The following is an 18,766-nucleotide window of genomic DNA, read 5'->3' on the forward strand; positions in this document are numbered from 1 at the left end:
GACCAACCCAAAATGAATAAACAAAATCGCCGTAAAACATTGACTCGTTCTACTATTTTCGTTGCTATCCTTGTTGCAGCCGGAGCCTCTTGGTATTTTTATCAACAATCACAACAATCTGAAGCGCCTAATGCCAGTAACGTGGCAAAACCTAATTCACAACGCAGCGCCATGGGACGTCCACCTAGGGTACTCGCCCCTGTCCAATTTGCACTGGCAGAGCAAAAAGAGGTACCACGTTTTCTATCGGGGCTCGGTACAGTTCAAGCCGCTAATGTTGTCACCGTCACTAGCCGCGTTGAAGGCCAACTGATGCAGCTTTATTTTACTGAAGGTCAACATGTCAATGCCGGTGATTTACTGGCTCAAATAGACCCTCGTCCATTTGAAGTTCAGCTTTCACAGGCGCAAGGACAACTTGCTAAAGACAAAGCAACGTTAGCCAATGCACAGCTAGATTTGACTCGCTATCAAAAACTTGCTGGCAGTAACGTTATTTCACAACAAGAATTAGACAACCAAAAAGCGGCCGTTTTGCAAGCTCAAGGGAGTATTAAAGTCGATCAAGCCGCGGTGGATAATGCAAAATTACAATTAGCTTACAGTAAAATCACAGCGCCAATTTCTGGACGAGTTGGCCTAAAACTTGTTGATGTCGGTAATTTTATTCCCTCAGGAACTTCAACTCCGATTGTTGTGATCACTCAAACGCAACCCGCTGATGTGCTCTTCGCTTTACCAGAAGGGGATATTCCTGCTATCCAACAAGCTCAATCTTCAGGTCAAAAAGTTTTAATCGAAGCTTGGGATAGAAATAATATTGCCCTGATCGCTAGTGGTGAATTATTAAGTACCGATAACCAAATTGATGCCGCCACCGGAACATTAAAAATTAAAGCCCGCTTCACGAATGAAGATGAAACATTATTTCCTAATCAATTTGTTAATATAAAAATGCAAGTCGAAACCTTGCAAGATGCCGTGGTCATCCCAACTGCCGCACTACAAATGGGTAACGATGGCCATTATGTCTGGGTTTTAAGTGACGATAATAAAGTCAGTAAACACGCTGTCACTGTTGGGATGCAAGATAGCCAGCAAGTGGTTATCGAAAGTGGGCTAGCCGCAAATACCAAAGTGATTACGGATGGTGTTGATAAACTGACTGATGGCACCACCGTAGAAGTCGTTAACCCTGAGAGCATTGCAAAAAAAGCCCAAACGCCTCGTAAAGATAAACCAAATAGCGCGGAGAAAGCGTAATGCAGCCTGAAATGCCAAAAGGCGGTGGTCCTTCTCGCTTATTTATTTTACGCCCTGTCGCCACGACATTATTCATGGTGGCTATTTTACTCGCAGGGATCATTGGCTATCGTTTTTTACCTGTTTCGGCGCTTCCAGAAGTCGATTACCCAACAATTCAAGTCGTTACACTCTACCCAGGCGCCAGCCCAGACGTGATGACCTCTGCGGTCACCGCCCCTCTGGAAACTCAGTTTGGCCAGATGTCAGGCTTAAAACAGATGTCATCGCAAAGTTCAGGCGGTGCATCGGTAATCACGTTAATGTTCCAACTCACCTTACCTTTAGAGGTTGCGGAGCAAGAAGTTCAAGCCGCGATAAACTCAGCGAGTAGCCTATTACCTTCTGATCTGCCTTATCCACCAATTTATAATAAGGTTAACCCAGCTGATCCACCGGTTTTAACCTTAGCGGTTACCTCTGATGCGATGCCGTTAACACAAGTTCAAGATATTATCGAAACACGTATTGCACAGAAAATTTCCCAAGTTAATGGTGTAGGTTTAGTGACACTAGCCGGTGGTCAACGCCCTGCGGTACGGGTAAATTTAAACCCACAAGCCATGGCAGCAAAAGGCTTAGATAGCGAAACTATTCGCCTAGCAATTAATAACGCGAATGTTAACTCTGCAAAAGGGAGTTTTGATGGCCCGACCCGTGCAGTCACTTTGTCTGCTAATGACCAAATGAAATCCCTTGATGATTACCGCAAACTTATTGTGGCTTTTCAAAATGGTGCTCCTGTCCGACTTGGTGATATTGCGACCATAGTACAAGGTGCTGAAAATGCCTATTTAGGTGCTTGGGCTAACAATCAACAAGCTATTGTTATTAATGTACAGCGCCAACCCGGTGCTAACGTTATTGAAACGACAGATACTATCCGTGCCTTATTGCCTGAGTTAATTGAAAGTTTACCTAAATCAGTGAATGTCGATATTCTAACGGATAGAACCAGCACTATCCGTGCCTCGGTCAGTGATGTTCAGTTTGAGTTAATGTTGGCAATCGCCCTTGTTGTAATGGTAATTTACCTGTTTTTGCGCAATGGGATAGCCACATTGATCCCAGGAATTGCGGTGCCACTTTCCTTAGTTGGTACTTTCGCAGTGATGTATTTCTGCGGTTTCTCTGTCAATAACCTCACGCTGATGGCCCTGACTATTGCGACAGGGTTTGTCGTCGATGATGCAATTGTGGTAATCGAAAATATTTCCCGTTACCTTGAACAAGGGGATAAACCCTTAGTGGCGGCATTAAAAGGCGCAGGGGAAATCGGTTTTACCATTATCTCCCTCACCTTTTCATTAGTGGCTGTGTTAATTCCATTATTATTTATGGGGGATATTGTTGGTCGACTATTCCGCGAATTTGCCATTACCCTTGCCGTCGCAATTTTAATTTCTGCGGTGGTTTCTCTGACTTTAACACCGATGATGTGTGCTCGCTTATTAAAACCTGAATCGCAACATAAACATAACCGTTTTGAATTAGCCTGTGAGCGTTTTTTTGACCGTATGGTGGCCGGTTATGCGATTTGGCTAAAACGTATTCTAAATCACCAATGGTTAACCCTGTCAGTTGCTGTGGGCACCATGGTATTGACCGTATTGCTTTATATGTGGATACCGAAAGGTTTTTTCCCATTGCAAGACAGTGGAATTATCCAAGGTTCAATTGAAAGCCGCCAATCTATCTCGTTTGCGGCAATGGCACAAAAACAACAAGAGGTCGTCTCTAAACTATTAGCCGACCCTGCCGTTGATAATGTCACCACCTATGTCGGCGTCGATGGCACCAATGCAACGCTTAATAATGCACGTATTCAGATTACGTTAAAACCACTAGATGACCGAGCAGATCGTGTCGTGGCAATTATTGACCGATTGCAACAATCAGCAGACAAAATTTCTGGCATCAATTTATATTTACAACCCATGCAAGACTTGACCATTGATACACAAGTGGCACGTACTCAATATCAATTTACCTTGCAAGCCGGTTCTTTAGATGAATTAGCAACTTGGGTGCCTCAGTTATTAACCGCGTTAGAGCAACAACCTGAGTTAGCCGATGTCAGTAGCGATTGGCAAAATAAAGGGTTAGTCGCTTATGTTAATGTTAATCGCGATACTGCCAGCCGTTTTGGTATCACTATGTCTGCAATTGACAATGCCTTATATAATGCATTTGGCCAACGCATGATCTCGACCATTTATACCCAATCTAATCAATATCGCGTCATTTTAGAGCATGATACCCAAACCCGTCAGGGGATGGATGCACTAAACGATGTTCGGTTAAAAGGGACTGATGGCGCGATGGTCCCATTAAGCACACTAGTCAATATTCAAGAAGGTACTGGCCCATTAGCGATTAATCACCTAGACCAGTTCCCTGCGGTTACCTTCTCATTTAACGTTGCCGAGGGTGCATCCCTTGAAGCCGCTGTTAATGCTGTCAAATACGCCGAATCGCAGATTGCCATGCCTAAATCCATTACCACACAATTCCAAGGCGCTACATTGGCTTTTGAAGCTGCATTAAGTAGTACTATTTGGTTAATTGCCGCAGCTATTATTGCGATGTATATCGTGTTAGGGATTTTGTATGAAAGCTTTATTCACCCTATTACCATTTTATCTACACTACCAACCGCTGGTGTTGGTGCACTACTCGCACTGATGATGGCGGGAAAAGACCTCGATGTCATTGCCGTTATTGGTATTATCTTATTGATTGGTATTGTTAAAAAGAATGCCATCATGATGATTGATTTTGCCCTTGCGGCAGAACGTGAAAAAGGGATGTCCCCTTATGATGCGATTTACCAAGCTTGTTTACTGCGTTTTCGCCCAATATTAATGACCACAATGGCTGCCTTGTTAGGTGCACTGCCATTAATGCTGAGCACGGGTGTCGGAGCGGAATTACGTCAGCCTTTAGGGATCAGTATGGTTGGTGGGCTTATCATGAGCCAAATTTTAACCCTATTTACTACCCCTGTGATTTATTTATTGTTTGACCGTCTTTCTCATTATTTTAAGCGACGCCGTCAAACCAATAAGGCGCAGGTGTCATAATGAAGCGCTTTTTTGCCCTGTTTGTCAGTCGCCCTGTCGCGACCACACTTATCAGCGTCGCCATAACCTTATGTGGCGCTTTAAGTTTTCTATTTTTACCTGTTTCCCCGTTACCCCAAGTAGATTACCCCGTGATAAACGTGACAGCGTCACTTCCTGGGGCTTCACCAGAAACAATGGCATCCTCCGTGGCTACTCCCCTTGAACGCTCTTTGGGGAGTATTGCAGGGATCAGCGAAATGACATCCAGTAGTGCTCTAGGGCGAACAACAATCACCCTTGAGTTCAACCTAGATAAAGATATCAATAATGCAGCGCGTGAAGTACAAGCTGCTATTAATGCTGCACAAACACTACTGCCCAGCGGTATGCCAAGTCGCCCACGCTATTATAAATCCAACCCATCTGATGCTCCGATTATGATCCTAACGATGACATCAGAAACGATGAGCACTGGTGAAATTTATGATATTGCTTCAACACGCCTCGCTCAGCGTATCGCACAAATCGAAGGAGTCAGTGAAGTGTCCGTTGGGGGCGGTTCACTCCCTGCTGTTCGTGTTGAATTAAACCCAACCGCCTTATTTAACCAAGGTGTCTCTTTAGATGCCGTCCGGTCTGCGATTAGCAGCGCCAATGTTCGTCAACCTCAAGGGTATATTAATGATGATGAAAAACGCTATCAGGTACAGACGAACGATGAACTAAAAAAAGCGGCAGACTATCGCCCTATTATTGTTCACTACCGTGATGGTAATGCCGTCCAATTGAGTGATGTTGCTAACGTTAAAGATTCTATTGAAAACATTCGTGCGGCGGGTATGGCTGATGGCAAACCCGCTATTTTAATTGTTATACGCCGTGAAGCGGGTGCCAATATTATTGAGACAGTTAACCGCATACGCGCTGAATTGCCTGAATTCAATGACATGATCCCCGCCGCTATTGACTTAAAAGTCGCACAAGATAGAACGCCGACTATCCGTGCATCTTTAGCAGAAGTCGAACGCGCTTTATTGATTGCCGTTGCCTTAGTTATTTTAGTTGTTCTGCTGTTCTTACGCTCAGGTAGAGCGACTTTGATCCCTGCGGTTGCCGTGCCCGTTTCGCTGATCGGGACTTTCACTGCTATGTATTTATGCGGGTTTAGCCTTAACAACTTATCATTAATGGCACTGACAGTGGCAACTGGTTTTGTGGTTGATGATGCCATTGTGGTGTTAGAAAATATCTCTCGCCATATTGAAAATGGAACTAAACCCTTTATCGCCGCAATACGAGGCGTCCACGAAGTTGGATTTACCGTTGTCTCTATGAGTATTTCTCTGGTAGCTGTTTTTATTCCGCTACTGTTAATGGACGGTTTGGTCGGCCGCTTATTCCGCGAGTTTGCAATTACACTTGCCACCGCAATTGGGATTTCACTGGTTATCTCTTTAACACTGACGCCAATGATGTGCGCTTATTTGCTGAAGAAACGCGGTAGTAATATCAAAGCAAAGCATCGGGGATTTGGTCGAGTATTACTACGCCTACAAGAAAGTTACGCAGCGGCTTTAAACTGGGTATTAAATCATCGTCGTAGTGTTCTCGCGGTATTATTCGCGACTATTGGGCTCAATGTTTACTTATATATTACCGTGCCAAAAACCTTTTTCCCTGAACAAGATACTGGCCGCATTATGGGCTTTGTCCGCGCTGACCAAAGTATTTCTTTCCAATCCATGAAAGAAAAAATGACCCGCTTTATGCAACAAGTGAAAGATGACCCCGCTACCGATAATGTCACTGGTTTTACGGGTGGCAGCCGTGTGAACAGTGGTTTTATGTATATTTCATTAAAACCCCTTAGCGAACGCACTGAAAGCTCGGCTCAAGTAATCAACCGGTTAAGATTGAAACTCGCCAATGAGCCTGGGGCTAATTTATTTATGATGCCCGTTCAAGATATCCGTGTCGGTGGTCGACAAGCCAATGCCAGTTACCAATTTACCCTTCTTGCCGATGAGCTATCTGCTTTACGCGATTGGGAGCCTGCTATCCGTAAGGCATTAGGCGATTTGCCCCAATTAACCGATGTTAACTCAGACAAAGAAGACAAAGGCGCTGAAATGGCCATTACCTATGATAGGGATTTAATGGCGCAGTTAGGTATTGATGTTCGTGAGGCCAATAGTTTACTGAATAATGCCTTTGGCCAACGTCAAATTTCTACCATTTATGAAGCAATGAACCAATATAAAGTCGTGATGGAGGTCGCTCCTGAATACACCCAAGATGTTAGTTCCCTCGACAAAATGTTTGTGATTAATAATCAGGGACAAGCGATCCCCCTTTCCTACTTTGCGCGTTGGCAACCCGCCAATGCTCCATTAAGTGTTAACCACCAAGGGCTATCCGCTTCATCGACCATTGCATTTAACGTAGCCGATGGTTATACCTTGGATGACGCAATGGTCGAAATTGAAAAAACAATGACCGCCCTTGGCGTTCCTTCAACAGTCAGGGGGAGTTTTGCGGGTACCGCACAAATATTCCAAGAAACGCTAAAATCACAATTATTCCTCATTTTAGCCGCAATTGTTACGGTGTATTTAGTTCTGGGAATTTTGTATGAGAGTTATATTCACCCACTGACCATTTTATCAACACTGCCATCAGCAGGTGTAGGTGCATTATTAGCCCTAGAATTATTTGACACCCCATTTAGTTTAATCGCCTTAATTGGCATTATGTTGTTAATCGGTATTGTGAAGAAAAATGCCATCATCATGGTCGACTTTGCTATTCAAGCACAAAGAACCGCGGGACTTACCGCTCGTGAAGCCATATTCCGTGCTAGTTTGTTACGTTTTCGCCCAATACTCATGACAACATTAGCCGCAATTTTCGGTGCACTTCCACTGATGTTAGGTAGCGGTGACGGTGCTGAATTGCGCCAACCCCTTGGTATCACAATCGTCGGAGGGCTCATTATGAGTCAGCTACTGACTTTATTTACCACCCCCGTTGTATACCTAAGTTTTGATAGTTTAAGACAATACTGGCAACGTAAAAGAACAATTCCAACGGCAGTTAGTGGAGAGTAATCATGAAAATCAGGCTTAATAGTGTAAGTACCCGACTTTTTGTGGCTATTTTTGCAACCTGCCTGTTGTTAGTGGTGATCATGCACCAAGGTGTGCGTATGAGTTTCCAACATGGCTTTATTGATTATATTAAAGAAAACGATCAACAACGCCTCGAACTCGTCTCTGCGGCACTCGCTGATCAGTATGAAGAAACGGGTAACTGGCGCTTTCTCCTTAGTGATGAAAGGACATTCTTTCGCATTTTGAGATCGGTTGAACACCAACAGCATCGTGGACCCATGCGCCAACGTTGGCGCACCATATTTTGGGTCTATGACACGCAAGATACTCTGATCTTTGGTCGGGACACCCCCTTACCGAACAAGGTACTCCGTGAGCCTATCATCATTAATAACGGTAATACTGTTGGCTGGTTAGTGGCGAGTTATGAAGATGGCATTAGCAGTGCACTGGACCGACGGTTTGATAGTAAACAAATGTATACTAGTTGGGTTATCGCTGGCTTATCACTATTTGTCGCACTGATAGCCACTATCTTTCTTGCCCGCAGCTTTTTAAAGCCTATCAAGCGCTTGTTAGAAGGTACCAACCAACTTGCCAATGGGGATTTTACCACTCGAGTACCTGATACAGGCCGTGATGAACTCGGCCAATTAGCAAAAGATTTTAACCATCTCGCTTCGACTCTTGAAAAAAACGAGCAAATGCGCCGTGATTATATGGCGGATATTTCCCATGAATTGCGCACACCGTTATCGGTGCTTCGTGGGGAACTTGAGGCCGTACAAGATGGCGTACGCCAAGCGACACCTGAAACCATTAATTCATTACTAAATGAAACTCAAACTTTAATTAAGTTAGTCAATGACCTGCACCAACTTTCCCTATCGGACAGGGGTTCGTTAGTTTACCGCAAGCAATCAACCGATATTATCCCATTGATTGAAATGGCTATTGGGCAAGCTCGTTGGCGCTTAGAAACAAGGCAATTAACCGTTGAAAAGCAATTAAGCGAACAAGCAATTATGTTTGCAGATCCAGACCGCATAACCCAATTGTTTTATAATTTAATGGAAAATAGCCTGCGTTATACCGACCCTCAAGGAAAAATAGTCATTAAGGTGACACAAGGCCCACATCAACTTTGTATTGTTTGGCAAGATAGTGCCCCCGGCTTAACCACTGAACAATGCCAGCACTTGTTTGAGCGTTTTTATCGTGCAGAAGGCTCACGAAATCGCGCAAGTGGTGGCTCCGGTTTAGGGCTTGCCATTTGCTATAATATTGTTGAAGCCCATAATGGGGAAATTACTGCCACCCCTTCTTCATTAGGCGGTGTAAAAATAACCATTAATTTACCTATTCAATCAAAGGATAAAGGCCGTGACCATGGTGGAAAATAGCAATTTGACCGTATTGATAGTGGAAGATGAACCTAAACTTGGGCAACTCCTTTATGATTACTTACAAGCTGCTAATTACCAGCCCGCGTTACTTTCGCGTGGTGATGAAGTGCTCCCTTACGTACAACAACATCAGCCCGCGCTCATTTTATTAGACCTGATGCTACCCGGCTTAGATGGTATTTCAATTTGCCGCGAATTACGTAAATTCAGTGATATCCCTATTATTATGGTCACCGCCAAAACAGAAGAAATAGACCGTTTATTAGGGCTAGAAATTGGCGCTGACGACTATATTTGTAAACCATTTAGCCCACGCGAAGTCGTTGCTCGTGTTAAAACGATTTTACGTCGCTGCCAACCTAACATTGTTCCGCCACAACACCAAACCAAACTGATTATTGATGAAAATGCATTTCAAGTTCGTTATGGCTCCCAGTTACTTGAGTTAACTCCTGCTGAATTTAGGTTACTGAAATTTATGTCTGATAATGCGGGAACGGTTTTTTCGCGCGACCAATTACTTGATATTTTGTATGACGATCACCGTGTTGTTACTGACCGTACTATCGATAGCCATGTAAAAAACTTACGCCGCAAATTAGAATCTCTTGATAGCGAAAAAACTTTTATACGTTCAATCTATGGTCTTGGTTATCGGTGGGATGAATACTAACCAATAGACATACTATTTTTGTGGGATATTTGGATTTTGACTGAAATAGAGTTAAAATCGCCATCCCTTAAAAACACTATCTCTCCCGAGTTAGTGCTGACTTGACATCAGATAGAGAATAACCATGTTTACACCAGAGCTTTTATCCCCTGCCGGTTCATTGAAGAACATGCGCTATGCCTTTGCTTATGGCGCAGATGCAGTATATGCAGGACAACCTCGTTATAGCTTACGCGTACGTAACAACGAGTTTAATCACGAAAACTTAGCCAAAGGTATCCAAGAAGCTCATGACCTTGGTAAGAAGTTTTATGTGGTCGTTAATATCGCCCCACATAATGCTAAATTAAAAACCTTTATTCGTGATTTAACCCCAGTCATTGAAATGGGCCCCGATGCGTTAATTATGTCAGACCCGGGTCTTATCATGATGGTACGCGAAGCCTTCCCTGCAATGGATATTCATTTATCCGTACAGGCCAATGCGGTTAACTGGGCATCGGTGAAATTTTGGCAACAAATGGGCTTAACACGCGTTATTTTATCCCGTGAATTATCACTCGAAGAAATTGCAGAAATCCGCCAGCAAGTCCCTGAAATCGAGCTTGAGGTTTTTGTCCACGGTGCATTATGCATGGCTTATTCTGGTCGTTGTTTGTTGTCTGGTTATATTAATAAGCGTGACCCAAATCAAGGCACATGCACTAATGCTTGCCGCTGGGAATATAAAGTTCAAGAAGGCAAAGAAGACGATGTCGGTAACATTGTTCATATCCATGAGCCGATCCCTGTCCAGAATGTCGCACCAACTCTGGGTGCTGGCGCACCAACCGATAAAGTCTTCATGATTGAAGAAGCTAAGCGCCCTGGGGAGTACATGACTGCCTTTGAGGATGAGCATGGTACTTATATCATGAACTCTAAAGACTTACGGGCGATTGAGCATGTTGAAAACCTCACTAAAATGGGTGTTCACTCGCTTAAAATTGAAGGTAGGACTAAGTCATTCTATTATTGTGCTCGAACAGCACAAGTTTATCGCCGTGCGATAGATGATGCTGTTGCCGGTAAACCTTTTGACCCGACTTTGCTCTCCACTTTAGAAGGGTTAGCACATCGCGGTTACACCGAAGGGTTCTTACGTCGCCATACTCATGACGCCTATCAAACCTACGAATATGGCTATTCCGTCTCCGACACCCAACAGTTTGTGGGTGAATTTACCGGTAAACGTGTTAATGGGTTAGCAGAAGTCGACGTTAAAAATAAATTTAGTGTCGGTGATAGCCTAGAAATAATGACACCTGCTGGCAATATTGTCTTTACCTTAGAAGCACTAACAAACCGCAAAGGTGACGCTGTTGAAGTCGCTCCGGGTAATGGTCATATTGTTTATCTACCAATTCCTGAAGATATCGACGTCAATTTTGGTTTATTGATCCGCAACCTTGCTGGTGCGACAACGCGAGACCCACATCAAACTCAGTCAGAAAACCACCTTGCGGGTTAGTTAGATAAAGATAGGTTTACTAAAGTATCCTATAATATACAAGCTAAGAATTTGAAGGTTATTTATTCAAATTCTTAGCTTTTTTTGCTAATAATACCGTTGTTCATTTCACTTTACATGCTCTTCTCATTTGATAATCATTCTCGTCATTGACATTTTCATTAAAAAGTGCACCTAATATCCAATTTTATGCAACAGATCACATCAATTGGCTATTCAATATCGTATAGTCACTCTCGAAAACGAAGAACTAGAAAGTCATAAAATAAGACTAGGAACCACCTCCTTGGCTGGCTCAATCTCCCTTGAGCTAGCCATTTCTTTTTTGTTATTTTTTCTCTTTCTCCTATAATGCTCTTGCTCTCTCTTTTTCTGTAACAAAATAAGCAAAACTCTTTTATACTTATTTTAAATATTAGCCGCATGGATAAATATTTATGAGTAAATATCAATCAGCTATGCTTATTCTTAATGGTAAACAATCTAATAACCCAGAATTACGCAAAGCAATTGCTCACCTACGCGAAGAAGGCCATCAAATACAAGTGCGTATTCCGTGGGAAAAAACTGACACTCGCCAGTTTATCGCCCAAGGGATAGAAAACGGTGTTGACACCATTATCGCTGCTGGAGGTGATGGCACCATTAATGCGGTTGCAAGCACGTTGATGCAATTCCCCTCAGAGACACGCCCTACTTTGGGTATACTCCCCATGGGGACGGCAAATGACTTTGCCACCAGCGCAAATATTCCTTTAGATGTTGAGGCCGCATTAGCACTTGCGATAAAAGGCAGGTCGGTCGCCATTGATATCATACGGGTTAATGAAAAGTATTATTTTCTTAACATGGCAACAGGCGGTTTTGGTACGCGGATCACCACAGAAACTCCCGAAGCGCTAAAATCTGCATTAGGCGGTGCGGCTTATGTCATTAATGGCCTATTTCGCCCTGACACTCTAAAAACAGATATTTGCCATATTGAAGGCAACAACTTTAGCTGGGAAGGCGAAACTTTAGTTATCGCTATTGGTAATGGCAAACAAGCTGGTGGAGGGCAACAACTTACCCCTCAAGCATTAATTAACGATGGTGCCCTTAATTTATTGATTATCCCTGCCAGAGACGTGATCCCCGCATTTTTCACCAATTTATTTTCAACCGATAAGAATGAGCATCTTATTGAAAAGAAACTATCATGGATTAAAATTTCCTCTCCCCATGACATGATACTAAACTTAGACGGTGAACCCCTTTCAGGGGATACATTTACGTTTAAAGTACAAGCTGGTGCAATACAATGCCGATTACCGCCGCAATGTAACTTATTAGCTTAATACAATGAATTAGCCCTTGAAGAAGGGCTTAGCAATCACCACCATGCATGGAAATGGTGTACAGGGCCGATCCCTGTTCCAACTTCCAAACTATCCGCTTTTTCTAACGCGGCCTGCAAATAGGCCTTTGCTTCTGTGACAGTCGTCTGCCAATCTGCATAACGAGGTCGTAATGCAGCCAATGCGGCGGACAATGTACAACCAGTACCATGGGTATTTTTCGTGTTAACACGAACAGAAGTAAACCGCCACTCACCTTCTGGGGTAATCAACCAGTCAGGGCTTTCTGCATCGCTTAAATGCCCGCCTTTCATTAATACCGCTTGGCAACCTTTTTGAAGTAACTTATAACCTTGAGCTAGCATTTGGCTTTCATTTTGCGCTATTTTTTCATCGAGCAATACAGCCGCTTCTGGCAAATTTGGTGTGATGAGTGAAACTAACGGAATTAACTGTTGCCTCAGTGAGTCAACCGCATCAGGTAGCAGTAATGGATCGCCACTTTTGGCTACCATTACAGTATCCAAAACAACATATGGAATATTATACTGTTTCAGAGCCTCAGCCACTACGGTGATGTTACGTTGATTAAACAACATACCAATCTTAGCGCTATCGATCCGGACATCACTAAGTACAGACTCTAACTGCGCTGCAACAAACTCAGCAGGCAAATCCTGTACTGACTGGACGCCTTTCGTATTCTGAGCCACTAATGCCGTCATCACACTGGTACCGTAGGCCTCTAATGCTGAGAAGGTTTTTAAATCGGCTTGAATACCTGCCCCACCAGATGGGTCTGTCCCAGCGATGGTTAATGCGTTGATCCTCATGAGTGCCCTCCTTTTTATGTGAAAGCGTATGAATGCAACAATCACATTCACGCTAGAAATCTATTAGCCGTTATCAGTTACTGGAAATGTGCTTAAAACCAGACAATAAATTGCCATGATTGTCTCATATCATTTAACAAATACCAGCAATTAGTGTGTGAAATTGAATGACTTAGATTTAAAAAAGGTATATCTCACATAAAAAGGATTAATTCATCTTATAAATATACGTTAGGTAAATAAATATTCCTAACACCACGGCGCTGAAGTTGCTGGGCAAAATCGTCTACTTGCACTTTGGTTGCTGACGGCCAATTAGCCGCTTCATTTTTTACACCATGTTGCTGAAATGCATTAATTTTTACCCGTGTATCCGTAGGAAGCCTAGTTAAAAAATTCGCTAATTCATCAATATGATGTAAATAATCTGTTTGCTGCGGAATAAATAATAGGCGCAATTCATACAATTTATTTGCTTCAGCCAGCAATTGAATACTTTGAAATACCCGTTGGTTATCTCTACCCGTTAACCGCAATGCACATTCATCACTCCATGCTTTCAGGTCTATCATTACACCATCCGTATATTCGATGACTTTGCGCCAGCCTGTAGAAGCAAGATGCCCATTACTGTCAATAAAGCAGGTTAAATGATTCAGTTCAGGTGAGTTTTTAATGGTTTTAAACAAATCAATAATAAAAGGCAACTGAGTGGTCGCCTCCCCGCCACTGACCGTGACCCCATTGAGGAAGGCAACATTTCTCGATAGGCTATTTATAGCATCATGAACACTAAGAACCGTGGTCATTGGGCTCGCGTTTTTACTGCAAGTCTGCAAACACGTATCGCAAAGCTGGCAAGCTACGTTATCCCAAACGACTTGACCATCAATGAGTGATAAAGCACCGTGGGGGCAAGTTACAACGCAGTCCCCACAGTGATCACAAATAGCCATGGTATAGGGGTTATGGCAGTTTAAGCACCGTAAATTACACCCTTGCAAAAATATGACTTGCCGATTACCGGGGCCATCCACGCAAGAAAAAGGAATAACCTTATTCAGTATAGCGCATCGATTGCTCATGGCTAATCACTCGTTGCTGACGGGCGGTAATATTACAATTCTTAGTCGCTTCTTCCCCTAACCACGTTGTATTACTTCTAGAGCCTTCCGTTTTATACTTTTCAATATCAGATAAACGCACCATGTACCCGGTGACACGGACTAAATCATTACTTGCTACGTTTGCGGTAAATTCACGCATTCCGCAGCTAAATGCCCCTTTGCATAGTTGTAATAGTGCTTGTGGATTTTGTTTGATAGTTTCATCGATAGTCAAAATATCGCTGATGCCAGATAAATAGTATTTGTGATGAGGTGCCACCGTTTGGATATGTGAAACTGGGTCTGGCTCTTCCCCATATGGAATACGCGCCCCAGGTGTGGTTCCAGTATCAGAGCTAATCCCTGATTGCGCATGCAGCATTGCTCGGTTTTTATAACCATATTTTACGGGGGTCGTTTCAACGAAATCCGCCAGTTGCTCACTAATTTGATAAGCTAGCGGTAATGCAGGGGAATCTGGTGCGTAATGCCCTTGAATACCGTCTTTTTCCATCAAAATATTAACGGCTTCTGCTAATCCATAAATCCCAAACATCGGGGTAAAACGCTGCGGCTCAATTAACCCTTCATGCACAAGAAAACTGGTTTGGAAGAAATTAGATCCTTCAAATAAAAATGCACTACGCGTTTCGATTAACTCCATTTGCAATTCACAGTACTTTTTCAACTGGACAGTTAAAAAATCTGCCGCATTTTGGCTACGTAATGCAACTTCCCGTAAATTTAGCCGTACTAAAGTGCTACCACCACCCGCTACCGGTAGTGAGTTATAACAACTGACAATACCATAACCTAGGCCATCAAATGCCGCACTATGAATAATATCATTCGCAATATGTGGCTTACTACATTCACAAATATTTTCAATTACTTGAAGGAAAAGTGGTTCAGGGGTGCGCTGCGGGTGGTACACAAATGTTAAGTTCGGTGCAACTTGTTTTAACTCTGCGTCAATACGTAGAATCAAACGACAAATTAGGTTGTCATCTGGGCCAATATTCGCATGCATAAACGCATCCGGCAAAGTCCGGTCTAGCTGTATCCAAAATCGTTTTAATTTTGGATACAGCTGTTCCTCAGTAAGCTCGCCAACATAAGGCATCAATAGTTGGTCTAAATACCCAAGAAATACAGGGAAATTTGTTACCGACGGGACGTGATGATACACAATCATCAAGTGGTTTAATGCATCATCAAAATCCGCAGCAGGAGGAAGCTCTAAATAATCGGAACCTTGCTTAAGGTACTTAGCGTAATCAGGTAATACATAGCGAGGTTTATACGGCGCATTCCCTTCATACATATCGCAAATCACACCATTTTCTAATGCATCAGCTAAGGCTTGGCTGGTTGCTAGGTAAGGAATATGGCTATCCGCTTCTATCGCTAAAAAATTCGATTTTTGTTTAGGTGATAATATTTTATCCGTCGTAATCGCCAAACATTTGGCTTGATATTCAGTAAGTTGTTTCTGGCGCTTCATCATAGTGATGGTCCTCATTATTTAAGGCACTGATGGTTTTCCCTGCTACGTTCCAGAAATGATTACCACTAAAATGGTTAAAAATTACTATTTTATGAGACTCATCATCTGAAAAATCAAAGGAAAATCAAAGGAAAATCAGCCCTATCATCATTCACCTATTTGGCAGTTTGTATTTCCTATTTATAACTTCCATTTCATCCCATTGCGCCTACTGATTATTTGACATTCATCATGCTTTTTTGATTTGTTTACATCGTTTTTTCTATAAATGTCTACGCCATCTACATTATTAGCTGTATTCACTTATTTTCTTGAGATTACAAGTTGTTACTCACTCGCATTACGGGTGTCTCCTGCATTTTTTATCCCGTTTTCTACCACTTCTATCACTTGATACTTCGTCAATAGAATATCTATACTTAGTATTGATGCTTTTTTTAGGAAAATTGGACTCTTGGAATGGTTGTTTTATAAGCTAGAATTATACTTCATGTTAAATACCTATGGTTTTGGACCTTCAAAATTAAACCGTTTTGATATGGCTATTGAGTTATTCCCCTTAACAAGGCAATAAATACTATGATATTGCGTATATCTTAATTAAAATAATTAGGCTCAAAATTATTATAATAATGCTAGTTTTATGATTATTAGCGAGCTAATTGTCATTATTATATTTGCGATACAAAACTGGATTTACAATGAGAGTTTATAAAAATATACAATTTATGGTAAGCGCATCATTCGTTATAGGCGCTGCAATCAGCATACCATCGCCCGCGATTGCCGACGGTCAATCAACAAACTTATGGAACAAGTTTACCAACAACGTGAGTAACACATGGGACTCCGATAAATATGAACTCTATGTTCCTGCTGTCACGTGGCATAACCGTGCAATGTATGACAAAAAGAAAACAGACGAATACAACGAAAGGCCTTGGGGGTTTGGTCTGGGTAAGTATCGTTATGATGAGGATAATGATTGGCATGCTCTCTACGCAATGGCATTCAAAGATTCACATAATGACTGGGAACCGATTGCTGGATATGCATTTCAAAAAATGTGGGTTCCTGGAGACATAGATGGTTTTCGCATGGGGGCTGGTTTTACCTTGAGTGTCACGGCGCGTCGGGACATGTTTTATATTCCCATCCCAGCGCCACTTCCCTTAGTGTCAGTGGAATATGACAGGCTCTCACTGCAAGCTACTTATATCCCAGGGACCTATAATAACGGGAACGTCTTATTTGCTTGGTTACGTTGGCAATGGTGATTAACCCTTTTTAGTGACCTGATGAGATACCATAAAAAATGGCCGGAGATTTTTATCTGCCGGCCATTTATATATAAATCAATTAACTAAGCTTGCTCTGTTTGTTGTTTTTTAGCAAGCCCCTGCTTTTTAGCCCCAGAGAATTGGTAACCGACCCATAGAACGGCTATCCACAACGGAATAATTAATACCGAAATACGTAAGCCATCCATCGTCAAAATAATCCCTAGAATCAACAACAAAAAGGCTAGGCACAGGTAATTACCAAATGGATACCAAATACTTTTGAACTTCGTTTCAATGCCCTGTTTATTCATTGCAGCTCTAAACTTCAAGTTTGACACACAAATCATAATCCAGTTAAGAACCAATGTGGTTACCACCAGAGACATCAATAATTCAAAAGCCTTACCTTCCATCAGAAAGTTAATTAAGATCCCACCTGAAGTTGCAATACCAGAAACAAGTAGAGCCATAACAGGGACACCACCCTTATTCACTTTTGAAAGGAATTTTGGCGCATTGTTTTGCTGCGCTAAGCCATACAACATACGGCTAGTCGCATATGCTCCACTGTTATACACGGAGAGTGCAGCTATTAAAATAACGACATTCAACGAGTTTGCGACCAGTAAATCACCTAACTCGTGGAAAATTAACACAAATGGGCTAGTCTTTCCGTCAAGGTCAACCCAAGGGTATAACGCTAACAACACCGCTAATGATCCAATATAGAAAATCAATATACGGTAAACCACTTGATTGATCGCTTTGGGTATACTTTTATCTGGGTTTTCTGCTTCAGCAGCCGTAATACCCACCAATTCCAAGCCACCAAACGAAAACATGATAATCGCAAGAGCCATAATTAGCCCATTAAAGCCATTCGCGAAGAAACCACCGTACTCCCACAAGTTACTGACTTTCGCCTGTGGCCCACCATGACCGCTTAATAATAAATAACAACCAAAGATGATCATGGCAATAACAGCAATAACTTTAATTAACGCAAACCAGAACTCTGTTTCACCATAAGAACGCACATTCACTAAATTGATGGCATTTACTGCGATAAAAAATACCGCGGCTGACACCCAAATAGGTAATTCAGGCCACCAATGTTGCATATATTTCCCTGCGGCAGTCAGTTCAGTCATCCCAACGAGGATAAACATCACCCAATAATTCCACCCAGACAGAAAGCCTGCAAAACCGCCCCAATATTTAAATGCGAAATGACTAAATGAACCTGCCACAGGCTCCTGAACTATCATTTCGCCCAACTGACGCATAATGAGAAAAGCAATAAACCCACATAATGCATAACCAAGTAAAACAGATGGCCCTGCCATTTGAATTGTTGTTGCAATCCCGAGGAATAACCCTGTACCAACAGCGCCCCCCAAAGCAATCAACTGGATATGCCTATTTTTTAATCCCCGCTTTAGCGTCTGTTGCTGTTGCGCCATAACTTTACCCTTTCGTCCTATTACTTGCTTTTTATCGTCCAAAATTATGATAATCGTACAAGTTTATTTGAATTTTCTTATTAACACTACATTCTTCTGGCTCTGTTTCACATTAATACAGCCCATCAGGAGGTGTTATTAGTTGTTTTTATTTTTCATCGTATTACATAA

General features: G+C 42.4%; 12 protein-coding genes. 8 read left to right on the top strand and 4 right to left on the bottom strand.

All coding sequences use genetic code 11. The features are described from left to right. The first annotated feature begins 12 nt into the window (after window positions 1–12). The 7 genes from ACHB7C_RS04575 (at window position 13) to yegS (ending at window position 12,403) form a co-directional block, all read left to right on the top strand. Complete coding sequence (locus ACHB7C_RS04575) at window positions 13–1,263, top strand: MdtA/MuxA family multidrug efflux RND transporter periplasmic adaptor subunit (protein ID WP_048607361.1); 1,251 nt, start codon at window positions 13–15, stop codon at window positions 1,261–1,263. Then, window positions 1,263–4,385: an MdtB/MuxB family multidrug efflux RND transporter permease subunit gene (locus ACHB7C_RS04580; protein WP_129465989.1), complete on the top strand. Its 3,123-nt coding sequence runs from the start codon at window positions 1,263–1,265 to the stop codon at window positions 4,383–4,385. The genes ACHB7C_RS04575 and ACHB7C_RS04580 overlap by 1 nt, the downstream gene beginning before the upstream one ends. Beyond that, on the top strand, window positions 4,385–7,474 hold the full coding sequence (mdtC, locus tag ACHB7C_RS04585; protein ID WP_198860669.1) for a multidrug efflux RND transporter permease subunit MdtC: 3,090 nt from the start codon (window positions 4,385–4,387) through the stop codon (window positions 7,472–7,474). Before ACHB7C_RS04580 ends, mdtC begins: the two co-directional genes overlap by 1 nt. A 2-nt stretch (window positions 7,475–7,476) precedes the next feature. Further along, window positions 7,477–8,880, top strand: a complete 1,404-nt coding sequence (gene baeS, locus ACHB7C_RS04590; protein ID WP_042843523.1) for a two-component system sensor histidine kinase BaeS — start codon at window positions 7,477–7,479, stop codon at window positions 8,878–8,880. After that, window positions 8,867–9,556, top strand: coding sequence for a two-component system response regulator BaeR (baeR, locus tag ACHB7C_RS04595; protein ID WP_042843521.1), 690 nt, complete (start codon window positions 8,867–8,869; stop codon window positions 9,554–9,556). The genes baeS and baeR overlap by 14 nt, the downstream gene beginning before the upstream one ends. 124 nt (window positions 9,557–9,680) lie before the next feature. After that, window positions 9,681–11,066, top strand: a complete 1,386-nt coding sequence (yegQ, locus tag ACHB7C_RS04600) for a tRNA 5-hydroxyuridine modification protein YegQ (protein ID WP_042843520.1) — start codon at window positions 9,681–9,683, stop codon at window positions 11,064–11,066. A 437-nt stretch (window positions 11,067–11,503) separates the two neighbouring features. Next, window positions 11,504–12,403: a lipid kinase YegS gene (gene yegS / locus ACHB7C_RS04605; RefSeq protein ID WP_042843519.1), complete on the top strand. Its 900-nt coding sequence runs from the start codon at window positions 11,504–11,506 to the stop codon at window positions 12,401–12,403. Window positions 12,404–12,438: 35 nt separating this feature from the next. On the opposite strand, the gene thiD is transcribed toward yegS, so the two are convergent. From thiD to ACHB7C_RS04620, 3 genes are all read right to left on the bottom strand, one after another. Next, window positions 12,439–13,236 carry a bifunctional hydroxymethylpyrimidine kinase/phosphomethylpyrimidine kinase gene (gene thiD / locus ACHB7C_RS04610; RefSeq protein WP_071548152.1) on the bottom strand — a complete coding sequence of 266 codons (798 nt, stop codon included), beginning with the start codon at window positions 13,234–13,236 and terminating at the stop codon, window positions 12,439–12,441. 218 nt (window positions 13,237–13,454) lie between these two features. Further along, window positions 13,455–14,321 carry a YjjW family glycine radical enzyme activase gene (locus ACHB7C_RS04615; protein WP_042843517.1) on the bottom strand — a complete coding sequence of 289 codons (867 nt, stop codon included), beginning with the start codon at window positions 14,319–14,321 and terminating at the stop codon, window positions 13,455–13,457. Then, the gene (locus tag ACHB7C_RS04620) at window positions 14,293–15,849 is read right to left on the bottom strand and encodes a YjjI family glycine radical enzyme (RefSeq protein ID WP_129465993.1); all 1,557 of its coding nucleotides are present in this window, start codon (window positions 15,847–15,849) and stop codon (window positions 14,293–14,295) included. Before ACHB7C_RS04620 ends, ACHB7C_RS04615 begins: the two co-directional genes overlap by 29 nt. Window positions 15,850–16,550: 701 nt before the next feature. Between ACHB7C_RS04620 and pagP the strand changes: the two genes are divergently transcribed. Then, on the top strand, window positions 16,551–17,126 hold the full coding sequence (gene pagP / locus ACHB7C_RS04625) for a lipid IV(A) palmitoyltransferase PagP (protein WP_129465994.1): 576 nt from the start codon (window positions 16,551–16,553) through the stop codon (window positions 17,124–17,126). 86 nt (window positions 17,127–17,212) lie between these two features. On the opposite strand, the gene ACHB7C_RS04630 is transcribed toward pagP, so the two are convergent. Continuing rightward, entirely contained in the window at window positions 17,213–18,595 is a 1,383-nt protein-coding gene (locus ACHB7C_RS04630; protein WP_042843515.1) for an amino acid permease, read from the bottom strand. Between the last annotated feature and the right edge of the window lie 171 nt (window positions 18,596–18,766).

Source organism: Providencia sp. 2024EL-00732, from assembly GCF_044006275.1.
In the GTDB taxonomy this organism is placed as follows: Bacteria; Pseudomonadota; Gammaproteobacteria; order Enterobacterales; family Enterobacteriaceae; genus Providencia; species Providencia huashanensis.

Bases quoted from the DNA above. Each gene is read 5' to 3' on its own strand.
- ACHB7C_RS04575 (WP_048607361.1), top strand. From the start codon at position 13: ATGAATAAACAAAATCGCCGTAAAACATTGACTCGTTCTACTATTTTC.
- ACHB7C_RS04580 (WP_129465989.1), top strand. From the start codon at position 1,263: ATGCAGCCTGAAATGCCAAAAGGCGGTGGTCCTTCTCGCTTATTTATT.
- mdtC (WP_198860669.1), top strand. From the start codon at position 4,385: ATGAAGCGCTTTTTTGCCCTGTTTGTCAGTCGCCCTGTCGCGACCACA.
- baeS (WP_042843523.1), top strand. From the start codon at position 7,477: ATGAAAATCAGGCTTAATAGTGTAAGTACCCGACTTTTTGTGGCTATT.
- baeR (WP_042843521.1), top strand. From the start codon at position 8,867: ATGGTGGAAAATAGCAATTTGACCGTATTGATAGTGGAAGATGAACCT.
- yegQ (WP_042843520.1), top strand. From the start codon at position 9,681: ATGTTTACACCAGAGCTTTTATCCCCTGCCGGTTCATTGAAGAACATG.
- yegS (WP_042843519.1), top strand. From the start codon at position 11,504: ATGAGTAAATATCAATCAGCTATGCTTATTCTTAATGGTAAACAATCT.
- thiD (WP_071548152.1), bottom strand. From the start codon at position 13,236: ATGAGGATCAACGCATTAACCATCGCTGGGACAGACCCATCTGGTGGG.
- ACHB7C_RS04615 (WP_042843517.1), bottom strand. From the start codon at position 14,321: ATGAGCAATCGATGCGCTATACTGAATAAGGTTATTCCTTTTTCTTGC.
- ACHB7C_RS04620 (WP_129465993.1), bottom strand. From the start codon at position 15,849: ATGATGAAGCGCCAGAAACAACTTACTGAATATCAAGCCAAATGTTTG.
- pagP (WP_129465994.1), top strand. From the start codon at position 16,551: ATGAGAGTTTATAAAAATATACAATTTATGGTAAGCGCATCATTCGTT.
- ACHB7C_RS04630 (WP_042843515.1), bottom strand. From the start codon at position 18,595: ATGGCGCAACAGCAACAGACGCTAAAGCGGGGATTAAAAAATAGGCAT.